This window comes from Enterobacter cloacae complex sp. IR5458, from assembly GCF_049238025.1.
In the GTDB taxonomy this organism is placed as follows: Bacteria; Pseudomonadota; Gammaproteobacteria; order Enterobacterales; family Enterobacteriaceae; genus Enterobacter; species Enterobacter kobei.
Genome location: NZ_JBMKIF010000008.1, coordinates 133061 through 150170, shown reverse-complemented (window position 1 = coordinate 150170; position 17110 = coordinate 133061). Strand labels below are relative to the sequence as shown.

17 protein-coding genes are annotated in these 17110 nt (G+C 57.0%); 10 read left to right on the top strand and 7 right to left on the bottom strand.

Going from position 1 to position 17110, the window contains the following annotated elements; translation table 11 throughout:
• Window positions 1-17 precede the first annotated feature (17 nt).
• The 7 genes from uhpA to nepI all read left to right on the top strand — a co-directional run bounded on the left by uhpA (window position 18) and on the right by nepI (window position 7959).
• Window positions 18-611: a transcriptional regulator UhpA gene (gene uhpA, locus ACOTYN_RS09305; RefSeq protein ID WP_014881931.1), complete on the top strand. Its 594-nt coding sequence runs from the start codon at window positions 18-20 to the stop codon at window positions 609-611.
• Complete coding sequence (gene uhpB, locus ACOTYN_RS09300; RefSeq protein ID WP_045134486.1) at window positions 608-2113, top strand: signal transduction histidine-protein kinase/phosphatase UhpB; 1506 nt, start codon at window positions 608-610, stop codon at window positions 2111-2113. The genes uhpA and uhpB overlap by 4 nt, the downstream gene beginning before the upstream one ends.
• Window positions 2106-3416 (top strand): MFS transporter, encoded by a 1311-nt coding sequence (locus tag ACOTYN_RS09295; protein WP_032635256.1) that lies wholly within the window; start codon window positions 2106-2108, stop codon window positions 3414-3416. The genes uhpB and ACOTYN_RS09295 overlap by 8 nt, the downstream gene beginning before the upstream one ends.
• 140 nt (window positions 3417-3556) lie before the next feature.
• On the top strand, window positions 3557-4948 hold the full coding sequence (gene uhpT / locus ACOTYN_RS09290) for a hexose-6-phosphate:phosphate antiporter (RefSeq protein WP_045269323.1): 1392 nt from the start codon (window positions 3557-3559) through the stop codon (window positions 4946-4948).
• Between the two features lie 151 nt (window positions 4949-5099).
• Complete coding sequence (locus ACOTYN_RS09285; protein ID WP_071922748.1) at window positions 5100-6119, top strand: alpha/beta fold hydrolase; 1020 nt, start codon at window positions 5100-5102, stop codon at window positions 6117-6119.
• Window positions 6120-6213: 94 nt separating this feature from the next.
• Window positions 6214-6666: a DUF1198 domain-containing protein gene (locus tag ACOTYN_RS09280; RefSeq protein WP_014881939.1), complete on the top strand. Its 453-nt coding sequence runs from the start codon at window positions 6214-6216 to the stop codon at window positions 6664-6666.
• Window positions 6667-6768: 102 nt separating this feature from the next.
• The gene (gene nepI, locus ACOTYN_RS09275) at window positions 6769-7959 is read left to right on the top strand and encodes a purine ribonucleoside efflux pump NepI (protein ID WP_014881940.1); all 1191 of its coding nucleotides are present in this window, start codon (window positions 6769-6771) and stop codon (window positions 7957-7959) included.
• Window positions 7960-8001: 42 nt separating this feature from the next.
• Here the strand turns inward: nepI and ACOTYN_RS09270 are convergent, their stop codons facing one another.
• From ACOTYN_RS09270 to ACOTYN_RS09245, 6 genes are all read right to left on the bottom strand, one after another.
• A complete protein-coding gene (locus ACOTYN_RS09270) occupies window positions 8002-8907 on the bottom strand; it encodes an EamA family transporter (RefSeq protein WP_047343385.1) in 906 nt (301 codons plus the stop codon).
• A gap of 153 nt (window positions 8908-9060) precedes the next feature.
• A complete protein-coding gene (locus ACOTYN_RS09265; protein WP_014881942.1) occupies window positions 9061-10440 on the bottom strand; it encodes a carbohydrate porin in 1380 nt (459 codons plus the stop codon).
• Window positions 10441-10576: 136 nt separating this feature from the next.
• Entirely contained in the window at window positions 10577-10879 is a 303-nt protein-coding gene (locus ACOTYN_RS09260) for a PTS lactose/cellobiose transporter subunit IIA (protein ID WP_029741865.1), read from the bottom strand.
• Window positions 10880-10884: 5 nt separating this feature from the next.
• The gene (locus ACOTYN_RS09255) at window positions 10885-12261 is read right to left on the bottom strand and encodes a glycoside hydrolase family 1 protein (RefSeq protein WP_032635270.1); all 1377 of its coding nucleotides are present in this window, start codon (window positions 12259-12261) and stop codon (window positions 10885-10887) included.
• 17 nt (window positions 12262-12278) lie between these two features.
• Window positions 12279-13604 carry a PTS sugar transporter subunit IIC gene (locus tag ACOTYN_RS09250; protein WP_023331699.1) on the bottom strand — a complete coding sequence of 442 codons (1326 nt, stop codon included), beginning with the start codon at window positions 13602-13604 and terminating at the stop codon, window positions 12279-12281.
• Between the two features lie 11 nt (window positions 13605-13615).
• Window positions 13616-13930 (bottom strand): PTS sugar transporter subunit IIB, encoded by a 315-nt coding sequence (locus ACOTYN_RS09245; RefSeq protein ID WP_014830072.1) that lies wholly within the window; start codon window positions 13928-13930, stop codon window positions 13616-13618.
• A gap of 293 nt (window positions 13931-14223) precedes the next feature.
• On the opposite strand from ACOTYN_RS09245, the gene ACOTYN_RS09240 reads away from it, so the two are divergent.
• Complete coding sequence (locus ACOTYN_RS09240) at window positions 14224-15174, top strand: LacI family DNA-binding transcriptional regulator (protein WP_014881946.1); 951 nt, start codon at window positions 14224-14226, stop codon at window positions 15172-15174.
• 61 nt (window positions 15175-15235) lie between these two features.
• Here ACOTYN_RS09240 and ACOTYN_RS09235 read toward each other — a convergent pair whose 3' ends face one another.
• Entirely contained in the window at window positions 15236-15532 is a 297-nt protein-coding gene (locus ACOTYN_RS09235) for a YicS family protein (RefSeq protein ID WP_014881947.1), read from the bottom strand.
• Window positions 15533-15672: 140 nt separating this feature from the next.
• On the opposite strand from ACOTYN_RS09235, the gene ACOTYN_RS09230 reads away from it, so the two are divergent.
• Window positions 15673-16092, top strand: a complete 420-nt coding sequence (locus tag ACOTYN_RS09230; RefSeq protein ID WP_014881948.1) for a GNAT family N-acetyltransferase — start codon at window positions 15673-15675, stop codon at window positions 16090-16092.
• Window positions 16093-16239: 147 nt separating this feature from the next.
• Complete coding sequence (gene nlpA / locus ACOTYN_RS09225) at window positions 16240-17040, top strand: lipoprotein NlpA (RefSeq protein WP_014881949.1); 801 nt, start codon at window positions 16240-16242, stop codon at window positions 17038-17040.
• Window positions 17041-17110 lie beyond the last annotated feature (70 nt).

The following is a 17110-nucleotide window of genomic DNA, read 5'->3' as shown; positions in this document are numbered from 1 at the left end:
AGACCGCAGGATCAAACATGACCACCATCGCGCTTATCGACGACCACCTTATCGTCCGCTCCGGCTTTGCCCAGCTTCTCAACCTCGAACCCGATTTTCAGGTCGTGGCCGAGTTTGGCTCCGGTCGTGAGGCGCTGGCGGGCCTGCCGGGGCGCGGAGTGCAGGTCTGTATCTGCGATATCTCAATGCCGGATCTCTCCGGTCTAGAGCTGTTAAGCCAGCTGCCGAAAGGGATGGCGACGATCATGCTCTCGGTCCACGACAGCCCGGCGCTGGTCGAGCAGGCGCTCAACGCGGGCGCACGCGGGTTCCTCTCAAAACGCTGTAGCCCGGACGAGCTGATCGCCGCCGTGCGTACCGTCTCCACCGGCGGCTGCTATTTAACACCGGATATCGCCATTAAGCTGGCGGCCGGACGTCAGGATCCGCTCACTAAACGCGAACGTCAGGTTGCAGAGAAACTCGCACAGGGAATGTCGGTGAAAGAGATTGCGGCCGAGCTGGACCTGTCGCCAAAAACCGTCCACGTTCACCGCGCCAATCTGATGGAAAAACTCAACGTCAGCAACGATGTCGAGCTGGCGCGCCGCATGTTTGATAGCTGGCAATGAACCCGCTGTTTTCGCGGCTGATCGCCGTCGTCGCCAGCTTTTTTATCTTTTCTGCCGCATGGTTCTGCCTGTGGAGCATCAGCCTGCATCTGGTGGAGCGACCCGAGCTGGCGGTATTGCTGTTCCCCTTCGGCCTGCGTCTGGGGTTGATGCTGCAATGTCCGCGCGGCTACTGGCCCGTTTTGCTGGGCGCAGAGTGGCTGATGCTGGTCTGGCTGGCGCAGGAAGTTGCGCTCACGCAGCTGCCATTATTGATGACCGGAAGCCTGCTCACGCTTATCCCGGTTGCGCTCATTTCCCGTTATCGTCACCAGCGTGACTGGCGCACGCTGCTGCGTCAGGGGGCGGCGCTGATTGCCGCCGCGCTGCTGCAATCGCTGCCGTGGGCTGGCGACAAGGAGATGCTCAACGCCCTGCTGCTGACCCTCACCGGCGGGCTGACCCTTGCGCCGACCTGTCTGGTTTTCTGGCACTACCTCACCAGCACCGTCTGGCAGCCGCTGGGGCCTGCGCTGGTCTCCCAGCCCGTCAACTGGCGCGCCCGGCATCTCATCTGGTATCTGCTGCTGTTTGTGGTGAGCCTGTGGCTACAGCTCGGCCTGCCCGCAGAGCTTTCACGCTTCACACCGTTTTGTCTGGCGCTGCCGATCATCGCCCTCGCCTGGCACTACGGCTGGCAGGGCGCCTTAATTGCCACGCTGATGAACGCCATCGCGCTCATTGCCAGCCAGACCTGGCACGACCATCCGGTGGACCTGCTGCTTTCCCTGCTGGCTCAAAGCCTGACCGGGCTGCTGCTGGGGGCGGGGATCCAGCGTTTGCGCGAGCTGAACCAGTCTCTGCAAAACGAGCTGGCGCGTAATCGCCGTCTGGCGGAGCGTCTGCTGGAGACGGAAGAGAGCGTGCGGCAGGAGGTCGCCCGTGAGCTGCATGATGACATCGGCCAGACCATCACCGCCATCCGCACCCAGGCGGGCATTGTCCAGCGTCTGGCGGCGGAAAATGCCGGTGTGAAGCAGGGCGGGGCGCATATCGAACAGCTTTCGCTGGGGGTTTATGACGCCGTTCGCCGCTTGCTGGGACGGCTGCGTCCACGCCAGCTTGACGACCTGTCACTTGAGCAGGCGATACGCTCCCTGATGCGCGAGATGGAGCTGGAAAGCCGCGGCATTGTCAGCCATCTCGACTGGCGAATTAATGAATCTGCGCTGAGTGAAGGCCAGCGCGTGACGCTGTTCCGCGTCTGTCAGGAAGGGCTGAATAATATCGTCAAACACGCCAATGCCAGCGCGGTCACCATTCAGGGCGGCCAGCAGAACGATCGCCTGACGCTGGTGATTGAAGACGACGGCTGCGGCCTGCCGCCGGGCTCCGGCCAGCAGGGTTTTGGCCTGGCGGGCATGCGCGAGCGCGTGAAGGCGCTGGGTGGCACGCTGGCTATCTCCTGTACCCACGGGACGCGCGTTAGCGTCAGCCTGCCGCTAAGGAACCACCATGTTTAAAATGCCTGCCAACGCCTCACCGCTAGGCGACAAAGCGGAAATTGACGCGCGCTACCGCTACTGGCGTCGCCATATCCTGATGACCATCTGGCTTGGCTATGCGCTGTTTTACTTTACCCGCAAAAGCTTTAACGCCGCCGCGCCGGAAATCCTCGCCAGCGGCGTGATGACGCGTACCGATATCGGCCTGCTGGCGACGCTGTTTTACATCACCTACGGCCTGTCGAAGTTCTTCTCCGGCATCGTCAGCGACCGCTCCAACGCGCGCTACTTTATGGGCGTCGGGCTGATTGCCACCGGCGTGGTAAATATCCTGTTCGGCTTCTCCACCTCGCTGTGGGCCTTTGCCCTGCTGTGGGCACTGAACGCTTTTTTCCAGGGCTGGGGAGCGCCGGTTTGTGCCCGCCTGCTCACCGCCTGGTACTCGCGCAACGAGCGCGGCGGCTGGTGGGCAATCTGGAACACCGCGCATAACGTCGGCGGGGCGCTGATCCCGATGGTGGTCGGTGCGGCGGCGCTGCACTACGGCTGGCGCGCAGGGATGATGATTGCCGGGGGCCTGGCGATTGTTGCCGGGCTGTTCCTCTGCTGGCGCCTGCGCGACAGGCCGCAAACCGTTGGACTGCCTGCGGTGGGCGACTGGCGGCACGACGAGATGGAGATTGCCCAACAGCAGGAAGGGGCGGGGCTGACCCGCAAAGAGATTCTGACCAAATACGTGCTGAAAAATCCCTACATCTGGCTACTCTCGCTCTGTTACGTGCTGGTTTACGTGGTACGTGCGGCGATCAACGACTGGGGCAATCTGTACATGTCGGAGACGCTCGGGGTGGATCTGGTCACCGCCAACTCGGCGGTCACGATGTTCGAGCTGGGCGGATTTATCGGCGCGCTGGTGGCAGGCTGGGGCTCGGACAAGCTGTTTAACGGCAACCGAGGCCCGATGAACCTGATCTTCGCCGCCGGGATATTGCTCTCCGTCGGCTCGCTGTGGCTGATGCCGTTCGCCAGTTACGTGATGCAGGCGGCATGCTTCTTCACCATCGGCTTCTTCGTGTTTGGCCCGCAGATGCTGATCGGCATGGCCGCGGCGGAGTGCTCGCACAAAGAGGCGGCGGGTGCGGCGACGGGGTTTGTCGGGCTGTTTGCCTATCTTGGCGCATCGCTCTCCGGCTGGCCCCTGGCGCGGGTGATCGACACCTGGCACTGGAGCGGTTTCTTCGCGGTCATCGCCATCGCGGCGGGGATCTCTGCCCTGCTGCTGCTGCCCTTCCTGCACGCGCAGGCCCCGCGCGAAGCGTGACACACTTCACCTTTTACTGCCGAGTGGCGCAAAACTAAGAAATTTTCCCGGTTTTACCTGGACGCTGTCTCAGGCATCTCTCCCGGCTGATTTTTACAATGCCTGCCATTCGCAGGTAAAAATCAGCTCAGGAGCAAACCATGCTGGCCTTCCTCAATCAGGTGCGCAAGCCGACCCTGGATCTGCCGCTCGACGTGCGGCGCAAAATGTGGTTCAAACCGTTCATGCAGTCGTATCTGGTGGTCTTCATCGGCTACCTGACCATGTACCTGATCCGCAAAAACTTTAACATCGCGCAGAACGACATGATCTCGACCTACGGGCTGAGCATGACGCAGCTGGGGATGATTGGCCTGGGATTCTCCATCACCTACGGGGTGGGGAAAACGGTGGTTTCCTACTATGCGGACGGTAAAAATACCAAGCAGTTCCTGCCGTTTATGCTGATTCTCTCCGCCATCTGTATGCTCGGCTTCAGCGCCAGCATGGGCGCAGGCTCCGTGAGCCTGTTCCTGATGATCGCTTTCTATGCCCTGAGTGGTTTCTTCCAGAGTACCGGCGGATCGTGCAGCTACTCCACCATCACCAAATGGACCCCGCGCCGCAAGCGTGGTTCGTACCTCGGCATGTGGAACATCTCGCATAACCTCGGCGGTGCGGGCGCGGCAGGCGTGGCGCTGTTCGGCGCGAACTATCTGTTCGACGGCCACGTGATCGGCATGTTTATCTTCCCGTCGATTATCGCCCTGATTGTCGGCTTTATCGGCCTGCGCTTCGGCAGCGATTCCCCGGAATCTTACGGCCTCGGCAAAGCCGAAGAGTTGTTCGGCGAGGAGATCAGCGAAGAGGACAAAGAGACCGAAGAAAACGAGATGACCAAATGGCAGATCTTTGTTGAGTACGTGCTGAAAAACAAAGTGATCTGGCTGCTGTGCTTCTCAAACATCTTCCTGTACGTGGTGCGTATCGGCATCGACCAGTGGTCGACGGTGTATGCCTTCCAGGAGCTGAAGCTTTCTAAAGAAGTCGCGATTCAGGGCTTCACCCTGTTTGAAGTGGGCGCGCTGGTCGGTACGCTGCTGTGGGGCTGGCTCTCGGATCTCGCCAATGGCCGCCGCGCGCTGGTGGCCTGCGTCGCGCTGGCGCTGATTATCGCCACGCTCGGCGTCTATCAGCATGCCAGCAACCAGTACGTTTACCTGGCGTCCCTGTTTGCGCTCGGCTTCCTGGTATTTGGTCCACAGCTGCTGATTGGCGTGGCGGCGGTCGGGTTTGTACCGAAAAAAGCGATCGGCGCAGCCGATGGGATTAAAGGCACCTTCGCTTATCTGATCGGCGACAGCTTCGCCAAGCTGGGGCTGGGGATGATTGCCGACGGTACGCCAATTTTCGGCCTCACCGGCTGGGCAGGCACCTTTGCGGCGCTGGATGCGGCAGCCATTGGCTGTATCGTTCTGATGGCGATGGTTGCGGTGCTGGAAGAACGTAAAATTCGTCGCGAAAGGCGAGTGCAGAAATTGAAAACAGCCTGAGTGTGCAGGTAACTTCTTTGCCCGGTGCGTTTTGCCGGGCTTTTTTGTTTTGTACGTCCTGCCTTTACCCCGCTTTACACTCTCCCTCCCCTGTATACTCTACAGTATTTTTGCTGCCGCCTTTTGTGCAGCCTTAGAACGGAGAGCCTGCATGTTAACCCGACGATTATCCTGTCTGACGCTGCTGATGGCGCTGGCGTCACCCGCAATGGCCGCGGATACCCCTTCCTACGGCGAAAAGCTGGAAGGTTTCGATTACGGCTGGCCGGTAAAACACTTTACCTTTACCTCGCAAAACCAGTCTCTGGATATGGCTTATCTGGACGTTAAGCCGGAAAAACCCAACGGTCGCACCGTGGTATTGATGCACGGCAAAAACTTCTGCGCTGGAACCTGGGACGGCACGATCCACGCGCTCTCGGCCAGGGGTTATCGCGTGGTGGCACCCGACCAGATCGGTTTCTGTAAATCCACCAAGCCGGAGCGGTATCAGTACACCTTCCAGCAACTGGCGGACAATACCCATGCGCTGCTCGCATCCCTGGGTGTCGATCGCGTGACGGTTATCGGGCATTCGACCGGCGGCATGCTGGCGACGCGCTACGCGCTAATGTGGCCGCAGCAGGTGGAACAGTTGGTGATGATCAATCCGATTGGGCTGGAAGACTGGAAAGCGCGCGGTGTGCCGCATATTACCGTCGACCAGTGGTACCAGCGCGAACTGAAGGTCAGCGCCGACGGCATTCGTCAGTACGAGAAAAACACCTACTACGCTGGGGAGTGGAAGCCGGAATACGAGCGTTGGGTGACCATGCTCGCCGGGCTGAACAACGGGCCGGGCAAAGCGCGCGTGGCCTGGAACTCGGCGCTGCTCTACGACATGATCTACACCCAGCCGGTGATCTACGAATTTAGTGAACTGAAGATGCCGGTATTATTGATGATCGGCACGAAGGACAACACCGCCATCGGGAAAGACCTCGCCCCGCCGGAGGTCCGCAAGACGCTCGGCAACTATGCGGTGCTGGGCAAAGAGACGGCAAAACGCATTCCGCAAGCGACGCTGGTGGAATTTAACGATATGGGTCATGCGCCGCAGATGCAGGATCCTGCGCGCTTCCACGAGGCACTGCAAAAGGGGCTTCAGCGCGGCGATCCGCTTTCAGAATGATTTTCCACCCCTTTTCACTACACTAATAGCATTTTGCCCGCTGTCGAGGCCTTGCGTTTCCCGCTATGATAAGCGGCTAGTCTGAGGAGAACGCATGGTCTGGATAATGCTGGCAACGCTTGCCGTGGTGTTTGTGGTGGGATTTCGTGTCCTGACCTCAGATTCCCGCCGCGCCATCAAACGTTTAAGCGAACGGCTGGGGATTACCCCAATGCCGGTTGAGTCGATGATCGATCAGTTCGGTAAAACAGCCGGGAATGAGTTTATCCGTTATCTTGAACGCCCGGACGAGGCGCATCTGCAAAACGCGGCGCAGGTATTGCTGATCTGGCAGGTCTGCATTGTCGACGGCAGTGAAGAGAACCTGCATACGTGGCACCGTCTGCTGCGTAAAGCCCGCCTGGGGGCGCCGATCACCGATGCGCAAATTCGTCTGGCGCTCGGCTTTATGCGCGAGATGGAGCCCGACCCGCAGGAGCTTAATGCCTTTCAGCTACGCTATAACCAGCTTTTCCTGCCGGAAGAGGGCGTGTTTTACCTGCATTAATTCCCTCTAAAAACCACAAAAGTTGTCTAAACGTTAAATCCGTCACACTTTTGATGATAAACTGCGCGACTTTTCCGCACGTTTTTATCTTCAGGTGACGCCATGACAGAACATATCCAGCCCTCGACCAGACCGCAGACCAAAGAGGTTTCACGCCCCAACTGGTCGGCGGTTTTCTCCGTGGCGTTCTGCGTTGCCTGCCTGATCACCGTCGAGTTTCTGCCGGTCAGCCTGTTGACGCCGATGGCGCAGGATCTCGGCATTTCCGAGGGCGTGGCGGGGCAGTCCGTTACCGTGACCGCCTTTGTGGCGATGTTCGCCAGTCTGTTTATTACGCAGGTGATTGGCGCCATTGACCGCCGCAAAGTGGTCATTCTCTTCAGCGTGCTCCTGACACTCTCTTGTCTGCTGGTCTCTTTCGCGGAGAGCTTCACCCTGTTGCTGCTGGGGCGCGCCTGTCTGGGACTGGGGCTTGGCGGTTTCTGGGCGATGTCCGCCTCGCTCACCATGCGCCTGGTACCCGCGCGTACGGTGCCGAAAGCGCTGTCCGTCATCTTCGGCGCGGTCTCCATCGCGCTGGTGATTGCCGCGCCGCTGGGCAGCTTCCTCGGCGGGATCATCGGCTGGCGTAACGTCTTCAACGCGGCGGCGGTGATGGGCGTGCTCTGTATTATCTGGGTATGGAAGGCATTGCCGTCCCTGCCGGGCGAAGCGGCGCATCACAAACAGAATATGTTCAGCCTCCTCAAGCGCCCGGGTGTGCTGGCGGGGATGACCGCCATCTTTATGGCCTTTGCCGGGCAGTTTGCCTTCTTCACCTATATCCGTCCGGTGTATATGACCATGGCGGGCTTTGACGTGGATGGTCTGACCCTGGTGTTGCTGAGCTTTGGTATCGCCAGCTTTGTCGGTACGTCGCTGTCGTCACAGTTCCTGAAACGTTCCCTGAAAGTGGCGCTGGCTGGCGCGCCGCTGGTACTGGCAGTGAGTGCCACGGTGCTGGTGCTGTGGGGCAGCGATAAGTGGGTCGCCTCGGCGATTGCGGTTATCTGGGGCTTTGCTTTTGCGCTGGTGCCGGTGGGCTGGTCGACGTGGATTACTCGCTCGTTGGCCGATCAGGCGGAGAAAGCCGGGTCGATTCAGGTGGCCGTGATCCAACTGGCAAACACCTGCGGCGCGGCGGTGGGCGGCGTTGCACTGGACCATCTGGGACTGACGTCACCGCTGGTGATTTCCGGTACGCTGATGTTGCTGACAGCGCTGCTGGTGGCCGGGAAGGTTAAGGCGAAGTAAACCAAATGTCCCCTCTCCCCTATGGGGAGAGGGGACATCAGGCTACACCGATGCCTTAACCCTTCTACGCGAATCCATCGAAATCAACACCACCGACGACACAATCAACAGCGTCCCCAGCCAGTCCGGCAGGGTGAACGCCACACCCAGCAAAACCACCGACAGTAATGCGCTGCTCAGCGGCTCGGCGCAGCTCAGAATGCTTGCCTTCGGCCCGCCAATCATCTGTGCGCCTTTCAGATACAGGCTAAATGTTAGCGCCGTACCGATTACCACCAGGTAGAAGAAGGCCAGCAGCAGGCCGCCGTCAATCACAAAGGTGGTCCCGCGTCCGGCGTAGAACGGCGTCAGCATGAGCCCGGCAATCAACATACTCCAGCCGACAATCGGCAGCGTGCCGTAGCGGGCAATAAGTGTTGAGGGATACGTGGTGTAAAACGCGGCGGCAAAGGCCGAGGCGATACCGAAGAACAGCGCGGCAGGGGAGATGGAGAGCGAGGTCGGGTCGCCGTGAGTCACCAGCAGGAAAGTACCTATCAACGACGTAAAAATCGCTGACAGGACAAACACGCCGGGACGCTTTTTTCGCGCCAGCGCAAACCAGGCCACGATAATGGTCGGTGACAGAAACTGCAGCACGGTGGCGGTCGCCGCGTTGGATTTTTCAATCGTCAGCAGGAAGGTGAGCTGCACAGTAAGCGCGCCAACCAGAGAGAAGAACAGCAGGCTGAGGGCATCTTTGCGATGCTTGATGACCGAGAAAATCTTGTCGCCGTGAACGAAAGAAAGCGTCAGCAGGATCACGCCGGTAAACAGCAGGCGAACCATAGTCAGGTAAGGCGAAGAAATGTGGCTTTTCTCCATGATGTACTGCGCGCAAACCCCTGAACTTCCCCATAAAACGGCGGCGATCAGGACGTTTAACATCCCTTTGCGTGTGGAACCCATGTTCTCCCCTGCTATGTTGATTTTTTTGTAGCATAACATGGGATCTTGCCGGGTTGTGTGCGGCCTGATGCCCTCACCCCAGCCCTCTCCCACGGGGAGAGGGAGAAAACACTAAAAACGGCAACGTTGCGTTGCCGTTTTGCGTTTACCTTGCTAGAACCACGCCTCCCACATCGCGCCGACGTTGAAGTCGTCCAGCGTTTCGTCTTTGGTATTATTCACGCGGGCGGTGCGTTCGTTATCCACTTTGCCGCCGGTCACGTAGAAGCGCAGCATTGGACGGAACTCCGGACCCATGGCGATAGACATGTTCTGCGACAGGGTCAGCTTCCAGCCCTTGTTATCGCCGCCGTTGTCATAATCAACGTGCTGCCAGCCCGCTTCGAGCCAGGTGGAGTGAACGTCGTTCCACCAGTGCATTGGGCGCACGATGGCGTTGTAGTTCTTACGGTTGTCGGTCTTATCACGACTGTTGTCGTAGTCGTGGAAGGCGAGGATGTACTCTACCTGCGTGGCCTGGGTGAATTTGTATAACCCTTCGAAGCTGGCGTAAACCGTGGTCAGATCCTCGGTTTTGTTGAACACGCTGTTGTCCGCATTATCGGAGTAACGCGCGATCACCTTGTTCACGCCGCTGTCGTTGGTGTGGCTCAGCACCACGCCGCCCTGCCAGGCGTTCAGGCGCTCGTCGCTTTCAACCGCTTTGGAGTCAAAGCCGTAGTTAGCGTACAGCTCCATGTCGATCGGGCCGAGCTTCATGCCATGAATTTTTGACGTCGCGGCGTAGTTGCCTTTGTCGCCCGTGCCGGAACCGCCGGTACAGGTGATGCGCGATGGGTTGGCTTCATCCTCCATCACTTCCGGGCTACAGGATTCCACCGCCGCCACGGCAGCGACGTCAAACTGCACGCCGCCGATATCGAAGTTTTTCACACCGGCACCCTGGCCGTCGTGGTTCATCCAGAAGTAATCGTTAATGCCCTGCTGTGGACGCTGATGGAAGTCACGACCCGCCCAGAAATAGGCGTTCGGGTTGGAGGCCATAATGTTGGTCACGCCCGCGTAGGCTTTTTTCAGGTTAACTTCGTCGCCCCAGTGGTCGATCATCACGTTGATGTCCCAAATGGCGCCGTTATCACCCTTGAAGGCTTTAGAGAGCTGGAATTCCCCACCGTTGCCCTCGTTACCCAGACGACCAATCGCGGAGGCGCCGTTGTAGGAACCGTCCACCGCCACGTATTTCTGATCGGCGGCCTGGAAGTGCGCGCCGTAGCGGGCGTAACCGGTAAATTTCACCCCGAACGGGATCGCCATATCCGGGGATTGCGCCGCGCTTTGCGGCTCGGTCACCACGTCTGCCTTTTTCGCGACCGCCGCATCCATTTTGGCCTGCCGCTCGGCCAGCGCTTTGTCCACCGCTTTAGCCACAATGGCGTCGATTTGCTCCTGCGTAAATTCTTGTGCGAGTACAGAAATTGGGCAAAGCGCGGCGATAACCGCCATGGTTAATGGAAGTTTTTTAATCGTATTCATGGTTATCTCAATATAGTTTAATTTTATTCAGACAATAACCATCCCGCTCCGATCTGACAGAGTATGTCGCTATCATCAGAACAAGTGGATCTCTATTTAGGGTACAGAGGTATTACATTAATTATTTCGCCATAGACTATCTCTGATATAAATGAATAATTTCTTCGGATAATTCACGCGCTAATAAGGAGTTCATTAAATGATCCTGGGCATGAACCATAATTAAGGTCATCGGCTGGCGGCCTTCGCCAGCATCCTGCTCAATCAGTTTGGTTTGCATCTTGTGCGCCTGGCGCGCGTAGCCATCGGCTTCGCGCAGCAGACTTTTGGCCTCGTCAATGTTGCCCTGACGTGCAGCGTGCAGGGCTTCAAAGCACAGGCTGCGGGACTGTCCGGCATTGACGATAATTTCCATTACGGCTTCTTCTAGTGCGATCATCATCATTACTCTTGTTCAAAACTATTATTTAAGGCGGTGGCGGCAAACCACTCTCCGCTTTTCTTAATGGTGCGCTGCTGCGTCTCTACATCGAGCTGAATAAACCCGTAGCGATTTTTATACGCATTACACCATGACCAGTTATCAATAAACGTCCACATATGGTAGCCAAGACAATTGCAGCCCTCGCTAATCCCTTTATGCAGCCACGTTAAATGCTCAGAAATAAACTCGATGCGGTATTTATCGTTAATCTGGCCATTTTCAATAAAACGCTGTTCATTTTCGACACCCATGCCGTTTTCCGAAATAAAGCAGCGCGGGTTGCCGTAATTATCACGCAGGTTAACCAGAATATCGTAAATACCCGGCGCGTAGATTTCCCAGCCGCGGTACGGGTTCATCTTGCGGCCCGGCATTTCGTAGTTATCAAAGAACCACTCCGGCATAAACGGCGCCTGTGGGTTCACCGCGCTGTCACGACACTTAACGCGGCGCGGCTGATAGTAGTTCACGCCGAGCAGGTCGATTTTCCCTTCCGCGATCAGGGCGCTATCTTCCGGCTTACAGGCAGGCAGCTGATCGTATGCCTTCAGCAGCGCAACCAGGTCCGCCGGGTATTCGCCGCGCAGGACCGGGTCGAGGAAGCTGCGGTTAAACATCAGATCCGCAATGTGTGCCGCCTTCACGTCCGCCGGGTTTTGCGAGCGCGGATAGGACGGCGTCAGGTTTAATACGATGCCGATTTCCCCCGCGTAGTGACCGGCGCGGTAGGCCTGAACCGCCTTTGCGTGGGCCAGCACGGTGTGATACGCCACGGTGGCTGCCCGACGAAAATCCACCACGTTCGGGTAGTGGAAGTCGTACAGATAGCCGCCTTCCACCGGGACGATCGGCTCGTTGAAGGTAAACCAGTGCAGCACGCGATCGCCAAACAGCTCGAAGCAAATCTGCGCATAGCGGGCGTATGCGTCCACGACTTCTCGGTTTTCCCAGCCACCGATCGCTTGCATCGCCATCGGCATGTCGAAATGGAACAGGGTAATAAACGGCGTGATACCCTGTTCATTCAACTCATCAATGACCTGATGATAAAAATCGACCGCTTCCGGGTTCACTTCACCGATACCGTCAGGGATCAGGCGCGCCCAGCTAATCGAGGTACGAAAGCTGTTGTGGTTCAGCTTCTTTAACAGCTGAATGTCCGTTTTCCAGTGCTGATAAAACGTGGAGGTCTGCTGCGGCCCCACGCCGTTGTGAAAACGGTTTGGCTCGCGGGCAAACCAGTAATCCCACGTGGTTTCGCCCTCTCTTGCCCCTTCCGTCTGGAGAGCGGAGCTTGCGCTGCCCCACCAGAAGTTATCGGGAAATGCGTATTTCATGACCTTTCCTCTTTGACTTAATTGCTTGCGGTTTCGGCAGCACCGACGGTCGCCTGCGCTTTCTGCTCTTCGTTTTTCATCAGCGTACGCTCATAGGCACGCAGGAAAGGCAGATACATCAGCGCGGACATCACCATACACACAAGGCACATCACCACCGGGCTCAGCGCCCAGTTCGCCGCCCACGAGGCGCCAATCGGTGCCGGGGTGGTCCACGGGGTTAACGAGACGACCTGCGCCAGCCAGCCGAGTTTGGTTGCCGCATACGCCAGACAGGCGTTGATCAGCGGAACGCACACGAACGGAATGAACAGCATCGGGTTCATGATGATCGGCGCGCCGAACAGAATCGGTTCGTTGATGTTAAAGAAGCTGGGCACCACGCCCATTTTGCCGATGGTGCGCAGATGGGTCACGCGGCTGCGCAGCAGCAGGAACGCCAGGGGTAACGTGGAGCCTACGCCGCCAATCAGCAGGTAGTGATCCCAGAAGCCCTGCAGGTATACGTGCGGCAGCGCCGCGCCGGCCGCCAGTGCCGCCTGGTTTGCCGAGAGGTTCGCCATCCAGAACGGGTTCATGATGCCGGTGACAATCAGCGAGCCGTGGATACCGGCGAACCAGAAGATCTGGCACAGCAGCACGGAGAGCAGAATAGCGGGCAGGGAGTCGGAGGCAGAGACCAGCGGCTCCAGCAGGTGCATGATCGCCTGCGGGATAATCATGCCGGTTTGCGCTTCGATGAACAGATTCAACGGATGCAGGGTACCGATCACCACCATCACCGGGATCAGGATCTCAAACGAACGCGCCACGCCGGTCGGTACTTCTTTCGGCAGGCGGATGGTGACGTTGTTCTGCTTCAGCCACGCATAAACGCGGGTGGCGTAGATGGCGGTGATCAGCGCGGTAAAAATGCCCTGGCCGGAGAGATACTGGGTCGAGATTTTACCGTCGGCATACGGCGCGGCGACCAGCAGGAAGGCCATAAATGCCAGCAGGCCGGACATCACCGGGTCGAGGTTAAACTGGCGCCCCAGGCTCGCCCCAATCCCCACCGAGATGAAGAAGGTCATCACGCCCATGCTGAGGTTAAACGGCAGCATCAGCTGTTCGCGGTAAGTCTGGGAGAAATCCAGCCAGCCGCGCGCAAAGCTATTGGTAGTATCCGCCGAAAACGGCGGGAAGATGAACACCAGCATAAACGAGCCGATGATCATGAACGGCAGCGCGGCGGTAAAGCCGTCGCGGATAGCAATCACATACTTTTGCTGACCAAGTTTGGCGGCCAGCGGGGTAATTGACTGCTCAATCACCGCGACCATGGATTGATATAACGAACTCATGTGAACACCTTTTAGTGTGCCGCTTCGATGAGCGACAGAGCATAGTCCAGTACTTTATCGCCACGCTGCATGCCGTAGTCCATCATGTCGATGGGCTGGACCGGAATGCCTTTCGTAGCCGCCTTGTCTGAGAGTGTCTGTAACATGTATTTCACTTGTGGTCCGAGAAGCACCACCTGGTATTGCGGAAACTGCGTATCAAATTCGGAAACACCGTACGCATCTATTTTCACCGGCAAACCACGTTCTTTCGCGACATCGACCATTTTGCTGACCAACAGGCTGGTGGACATCCCGGCAGAGCAGCACAGCATAATCTTGAACATCGACAACCATCCTCTAAATGTAAAAAGTTATTGCGGGAATGATTGGACATTATAGGGAAACCGGTTTCCATTCATAAAAGACAGAAGTGTGACAACCATCAAGATCCCTTACTTATGAGGCTAATTAACCGGATGCATGTCACATAATTTGGCTGTTTTGACATCATTTTGAGTGGAAACGGAAAATCGGTTTCCATGGAAAACGGAAACGGATATACTCCGTTCTGGCTATAATATGAGCCGAAGCGGTCATGGAATTTGCAGGCGCGAGGTAAGCCTGTCAGGGGAAAGAGATGTCGACAATCAATGATGTATCACGTCTTGCCGGGGTATCTAAAGCCACGGTATCGCGAGTGTTGAGTGGGTCGCGTGGCGTAAAGGAAGCCAGCCGTCAGGCCGTTCTGAAGGCAGTGGATGAGCTTAACTACCGGCCTAATGTGATTGCCCAGTCGCTGCTGAGCCAGTCGACGGGATGTATCGGCGTCATTTGCGCACAGGAAAATATTAACCAGACCACCGGTTATTTGTACGCGCTGGAAAAACATCTCAGCCAGCATCAAAAACACCTGCTGCTGCGCTTCGCGCATAGCAAAGCCGAAGTAATGAATGCGCTCGAAGAGCTCTCCTGCGGTTTGTGTGATGACATCCTCGTCATCGGCGCGCGTTTCCCGCTGGACGTGGATATGGACAACGTCATCCTCGTGGACTGTATGGAGTCCGATAATTCCAATAGCATCCAGTTCGATCACGCCTTTGCCGCTGAAACCGCCTGTAACTACCTGACCAGCCAGGGTCGTCGCCAGATTGCCCTGATCCACCCGCACGGCAGCGGTTTTGCCGATCAGGTGCTGCTCGGCTACAAACATGCGCTGGAGAAAAATTTCCTGCCCTTTAATCGCAACCTCGTCTTTATGGACGCGACCTCCTCGTCCGTTGCGCTACAGGAGCTGCTTAACAACGCCAGCACGCTGAATTTCAACGCATTACTGGTGGCGGACGAGCAAGAAGCCCAGCGAGTGATCCCACAGCTGCAGGCGTTTAATAAATCCGTGCCGGAAGACATTATGGTCTTCAGCCTTGCTGGATCCCTGCACCTGCCGGGTATTCCGGTGATCCCGGCCATTGAATATTCCATGGATGCCATGGCGGCGCGTATCGTGAGCTGGCTGACGGAGAAAACGCAGATGCTGGGTTCGTATGTGCTGCGCGGGGATTTAATTATTCCGGATGTGCGTAAGCGTTAAAAATGTTGTGTAGGCCGGGTAAGGCGCAGCCGCCACCCGGCGAGAAGCACGTTTCCAGCCCTCAATAATCTTCCATACAGTCCACCTGACCAATCGCCGCCCAGTAAGCATCCAGATTGTCGCGCTTGACGGCGGTAACGGCATTTTTGATCAGCAACTGATTGGCCTCGGACGACAAAATCATCTCCTGCCAGGCTTTATCGCTCTGCTTTCTCTGTGGCGTACAGGTTTTCTTAATATCTTTAAGAACCTGCTGCTTTATTTGCGCCTCTTTCGCGGGGTCATCCTTTTCCTGAGCATGGACAAACGCGGCGAAGAGCAGACAAACCAGCAGGCAGACCAGGTGCGCAGCTTTCATCAAAACCCCCTTTAGAAGTCACATGCTTCCCATGAAATATATCGTTACATTCAGTGTAGCGACGCCAGTCGAAAGTATGAATTTTCTCCACGCCACCGGTGTGCGATAGTGAGACGGCACTAAAAACAAGGAGAGAAAATATGCACTTGAGCATTACTGACGCCGTCACGCCGCAGGAAAAAGAAGAGCTACTTGTGGGTCTGAGAGCCTATAACGGACGGTTCCTCGATTTGACGAACTTTAGCGGTGACATAGGCGTTTACGTTCGAGACGAAAAGGGCGTCATGCTGGGCGGCTTAATTGGCGTACGTAAAGGCGACTGGCTGAATATCGACTATCTCTGGGTGAGCGATACCGTGCGGGGCAGCGGTGTGGGCAGCCAGCTTATCAACACGGCGGAAAATGAAGCCAGGCGTAAAGGCTGCAAGCACGCGCTGGTGGATACCGTTAGCTTCCAGGCGCGCCCGTTCTATGAAAAACAGGGCTACCAGCTGCAGATGTCTTTGCAGGATTACCCATACCCGGGTATGCAGCGTCATTACCTGACGAAAGCGCTTTAAATTCTGATTCTGCGGGCCGGGGAAGCGCAGAGCCACCCGGCGATACCCGCATATAACTTATCCTTCTTATTGATTCTTTTTCGTTTTTTATTTCCCCGCCTCGTTGTCGATATAGTCATTGAAACATTCAGCAAAAGGAACTGTCTCGTGAAACGTCGATTGGGTGCGCTGGTCCTCGCTGGCCTGCTGCTGGCAGGGTGCGATCAAAACGGCAGCGATGCCAGACACATTAAAGTAGGCGTCATCAACGGCGCCGAGCAGGACGTGGCGGAAGTCGCCAAAAAGGTGGCGAAAGAGAAATATGGCCTGGACGTGGAGCTGGTCGGCTTCAGCGGCTCGCTATTGCCTAACGATGCTACCAACCAGGGGGAGCTGGATGCCAATGTCTTTCAGCACCGTCCGTTCCTTGCAGAAGATAACAAGGCGCATGGCTACAAGCTGGTTGCCGTGGCGAATACCTTCGTGTTCCCGATGGCCGGTTATTCACGCAAAATCAAATCCGTTTCGGACCTGAAGAACGGTGCGACCATTGCCATTCCAAACGACCCAACCAACCTTGGTCGTGCGCTGTTGCTGCTGCAAAAAGAGAAGCTCATTACCCTGAAGCCAGACACCGGCCTGCTGCCGACGGCGCTGGATATTACCGCTAACCCTAAACATCTGAACATCATGGAGCTGGAAGGGGCGCAGCTGCCGCGCGTGCTGGACGATCCCAAAGTGGATGTCGCCATCATCAGCACCACCTATCTTCAGCAAACCGGGCTGTCGCCAGTGCATGACAGCGTCTTTATAGAAGATAAAAATTCGCCGTACGTGAACATCGTGGTGGCACGCGAAGACAACAAAGACGCGGAGAACGTGAAGGAATTTATCCAGTCGTATCAGTCACCGGAAGTGGCGAAAGCGGCTGAGACGATCTTTAACGGCGGAGCGGTACCGGGCTGGTAAATTCTGCCTGAAAACGCGGAGTTTAAATTGGCCCGATTCCATCGGTAATCGCCCTTTAACCCACAGCGTG

Excerpts from the sequence above, each read along its gene's own strand:
- uhpA (WP_014881931.1), top strand. The coding sequence starts at position 18 with ATGACCACCATCGCGCTTATCGACGACCACCTTATCGTCCGCTCCGGC.
- uhpB (WP_045134486.1), top strand. The coding sequence starts at position 608 with ATGAACCCGCTGTTTTCGCGGCTGATCGCCGTCGTCGCCAGCTTTTTT.
- ACOTYN_RS09295 (WP_032635256.1), top strand. The coding sequence starts at position 2,106 with ATGTTTAAAATGCCTGCCAACGCCTCACCGCTAGGCGACAAAGCGGAA.
- uhpT (WP_045269323.1), top strand. The coding sequence starts at position 3,557 with ATGCTGGCCTTCCTCAATCAGGTGCGCAAGCCGACCCTGGATCTGCCG.
- ACOTYN_RS09285 (WP_071922748.1), top strand. The coding sequence starts at position 5,100 with ATGTTAACCCGACGATTATCCTGTCTGACGCTGCTGATGGCGCTGGCG.
- ACOTYN_RS09280 (WP_014881939.1), top strand. The coding sequence starts at position 6,214 with ATGGTCTGGATAATGCTGGCAACGCTTGCCGTGGTGTTTGTGGTGGGA.
- nepI (WP_014881940.1), top strand. The coding sequence starts at position 6,769 with ATGACAGAACATATCCAGCCCTCGACCAGACCGCAGACCAAAGAGGTT.
- ACOTYN_RS09270 (WP_047343385.1), bottom strand. The coding sequence starts at position 8,907 with ATGGGTTCCACACGCAAAGGGATGTTAAACGTCCTGATCGCCGCCGTT.
- ACOTYN_RS09265 (WP_014881942.1), bottom strand. The coding sequence starts at position 10,440 with ATGAATACGATTAAAAAACTTCCATTAACCATGGCGGTTATCGCCGCG.
- ACOTYN_RS09260 (WP_029741865.1), bottom strand. The coding sequence starts at position 10,879 with ATGATCGCACTAGAAGAAGCCGTAATGGAAATTATCGTCAATGCCGGA.
- ACOTYN_RS09255 (WP_032635270.1), bottom strand. The coding sequence starts at position 12,261 with ATGAAATACGCATTTCCCGATAACTTCTGGTGGGGCAGCGCAAGCTCC.
- ACOTYN_RS09250 (WP_023331699.1), bottom strand. The coding sequence starts at position 13,604 with ATGAGTTCGTTATATCAATCCATGGTCGCGGTGATTGAGCAGTCAATT.
- ACOTYN_RS09245 (WP_014830072.1), bottom strand. The coding sequence starts at position 13,930 with ATGTTCAAGATTATGCTGTGCTGCTCTGCCGGGATGTCCACCAGCCTG.
- ACOTYN_RS09240 (WP_014881946.1), top strand. The coding sequence starts at position 14,224 with ATGTCGACAATCAATGATGTATCACGTCTTGCCGGGGTATCTAAAGCC.
- ACOTYN_RS09235 (WP_014881947.1), bottom strand. The coding sequence starts at position 15,532 with ATGAAAGCTGCGCACCTGGTCTGCCTGCTGGTTTGTCTGCTCTTCGCC.
- ACOTYN_RS09230 (WP_014881948.1), top strand. The coding sequence starts at position 15,673 with ATGCACTTGAGCATTACTGACGCCGTCACGCCGCAGGAAAAAGAAGAG.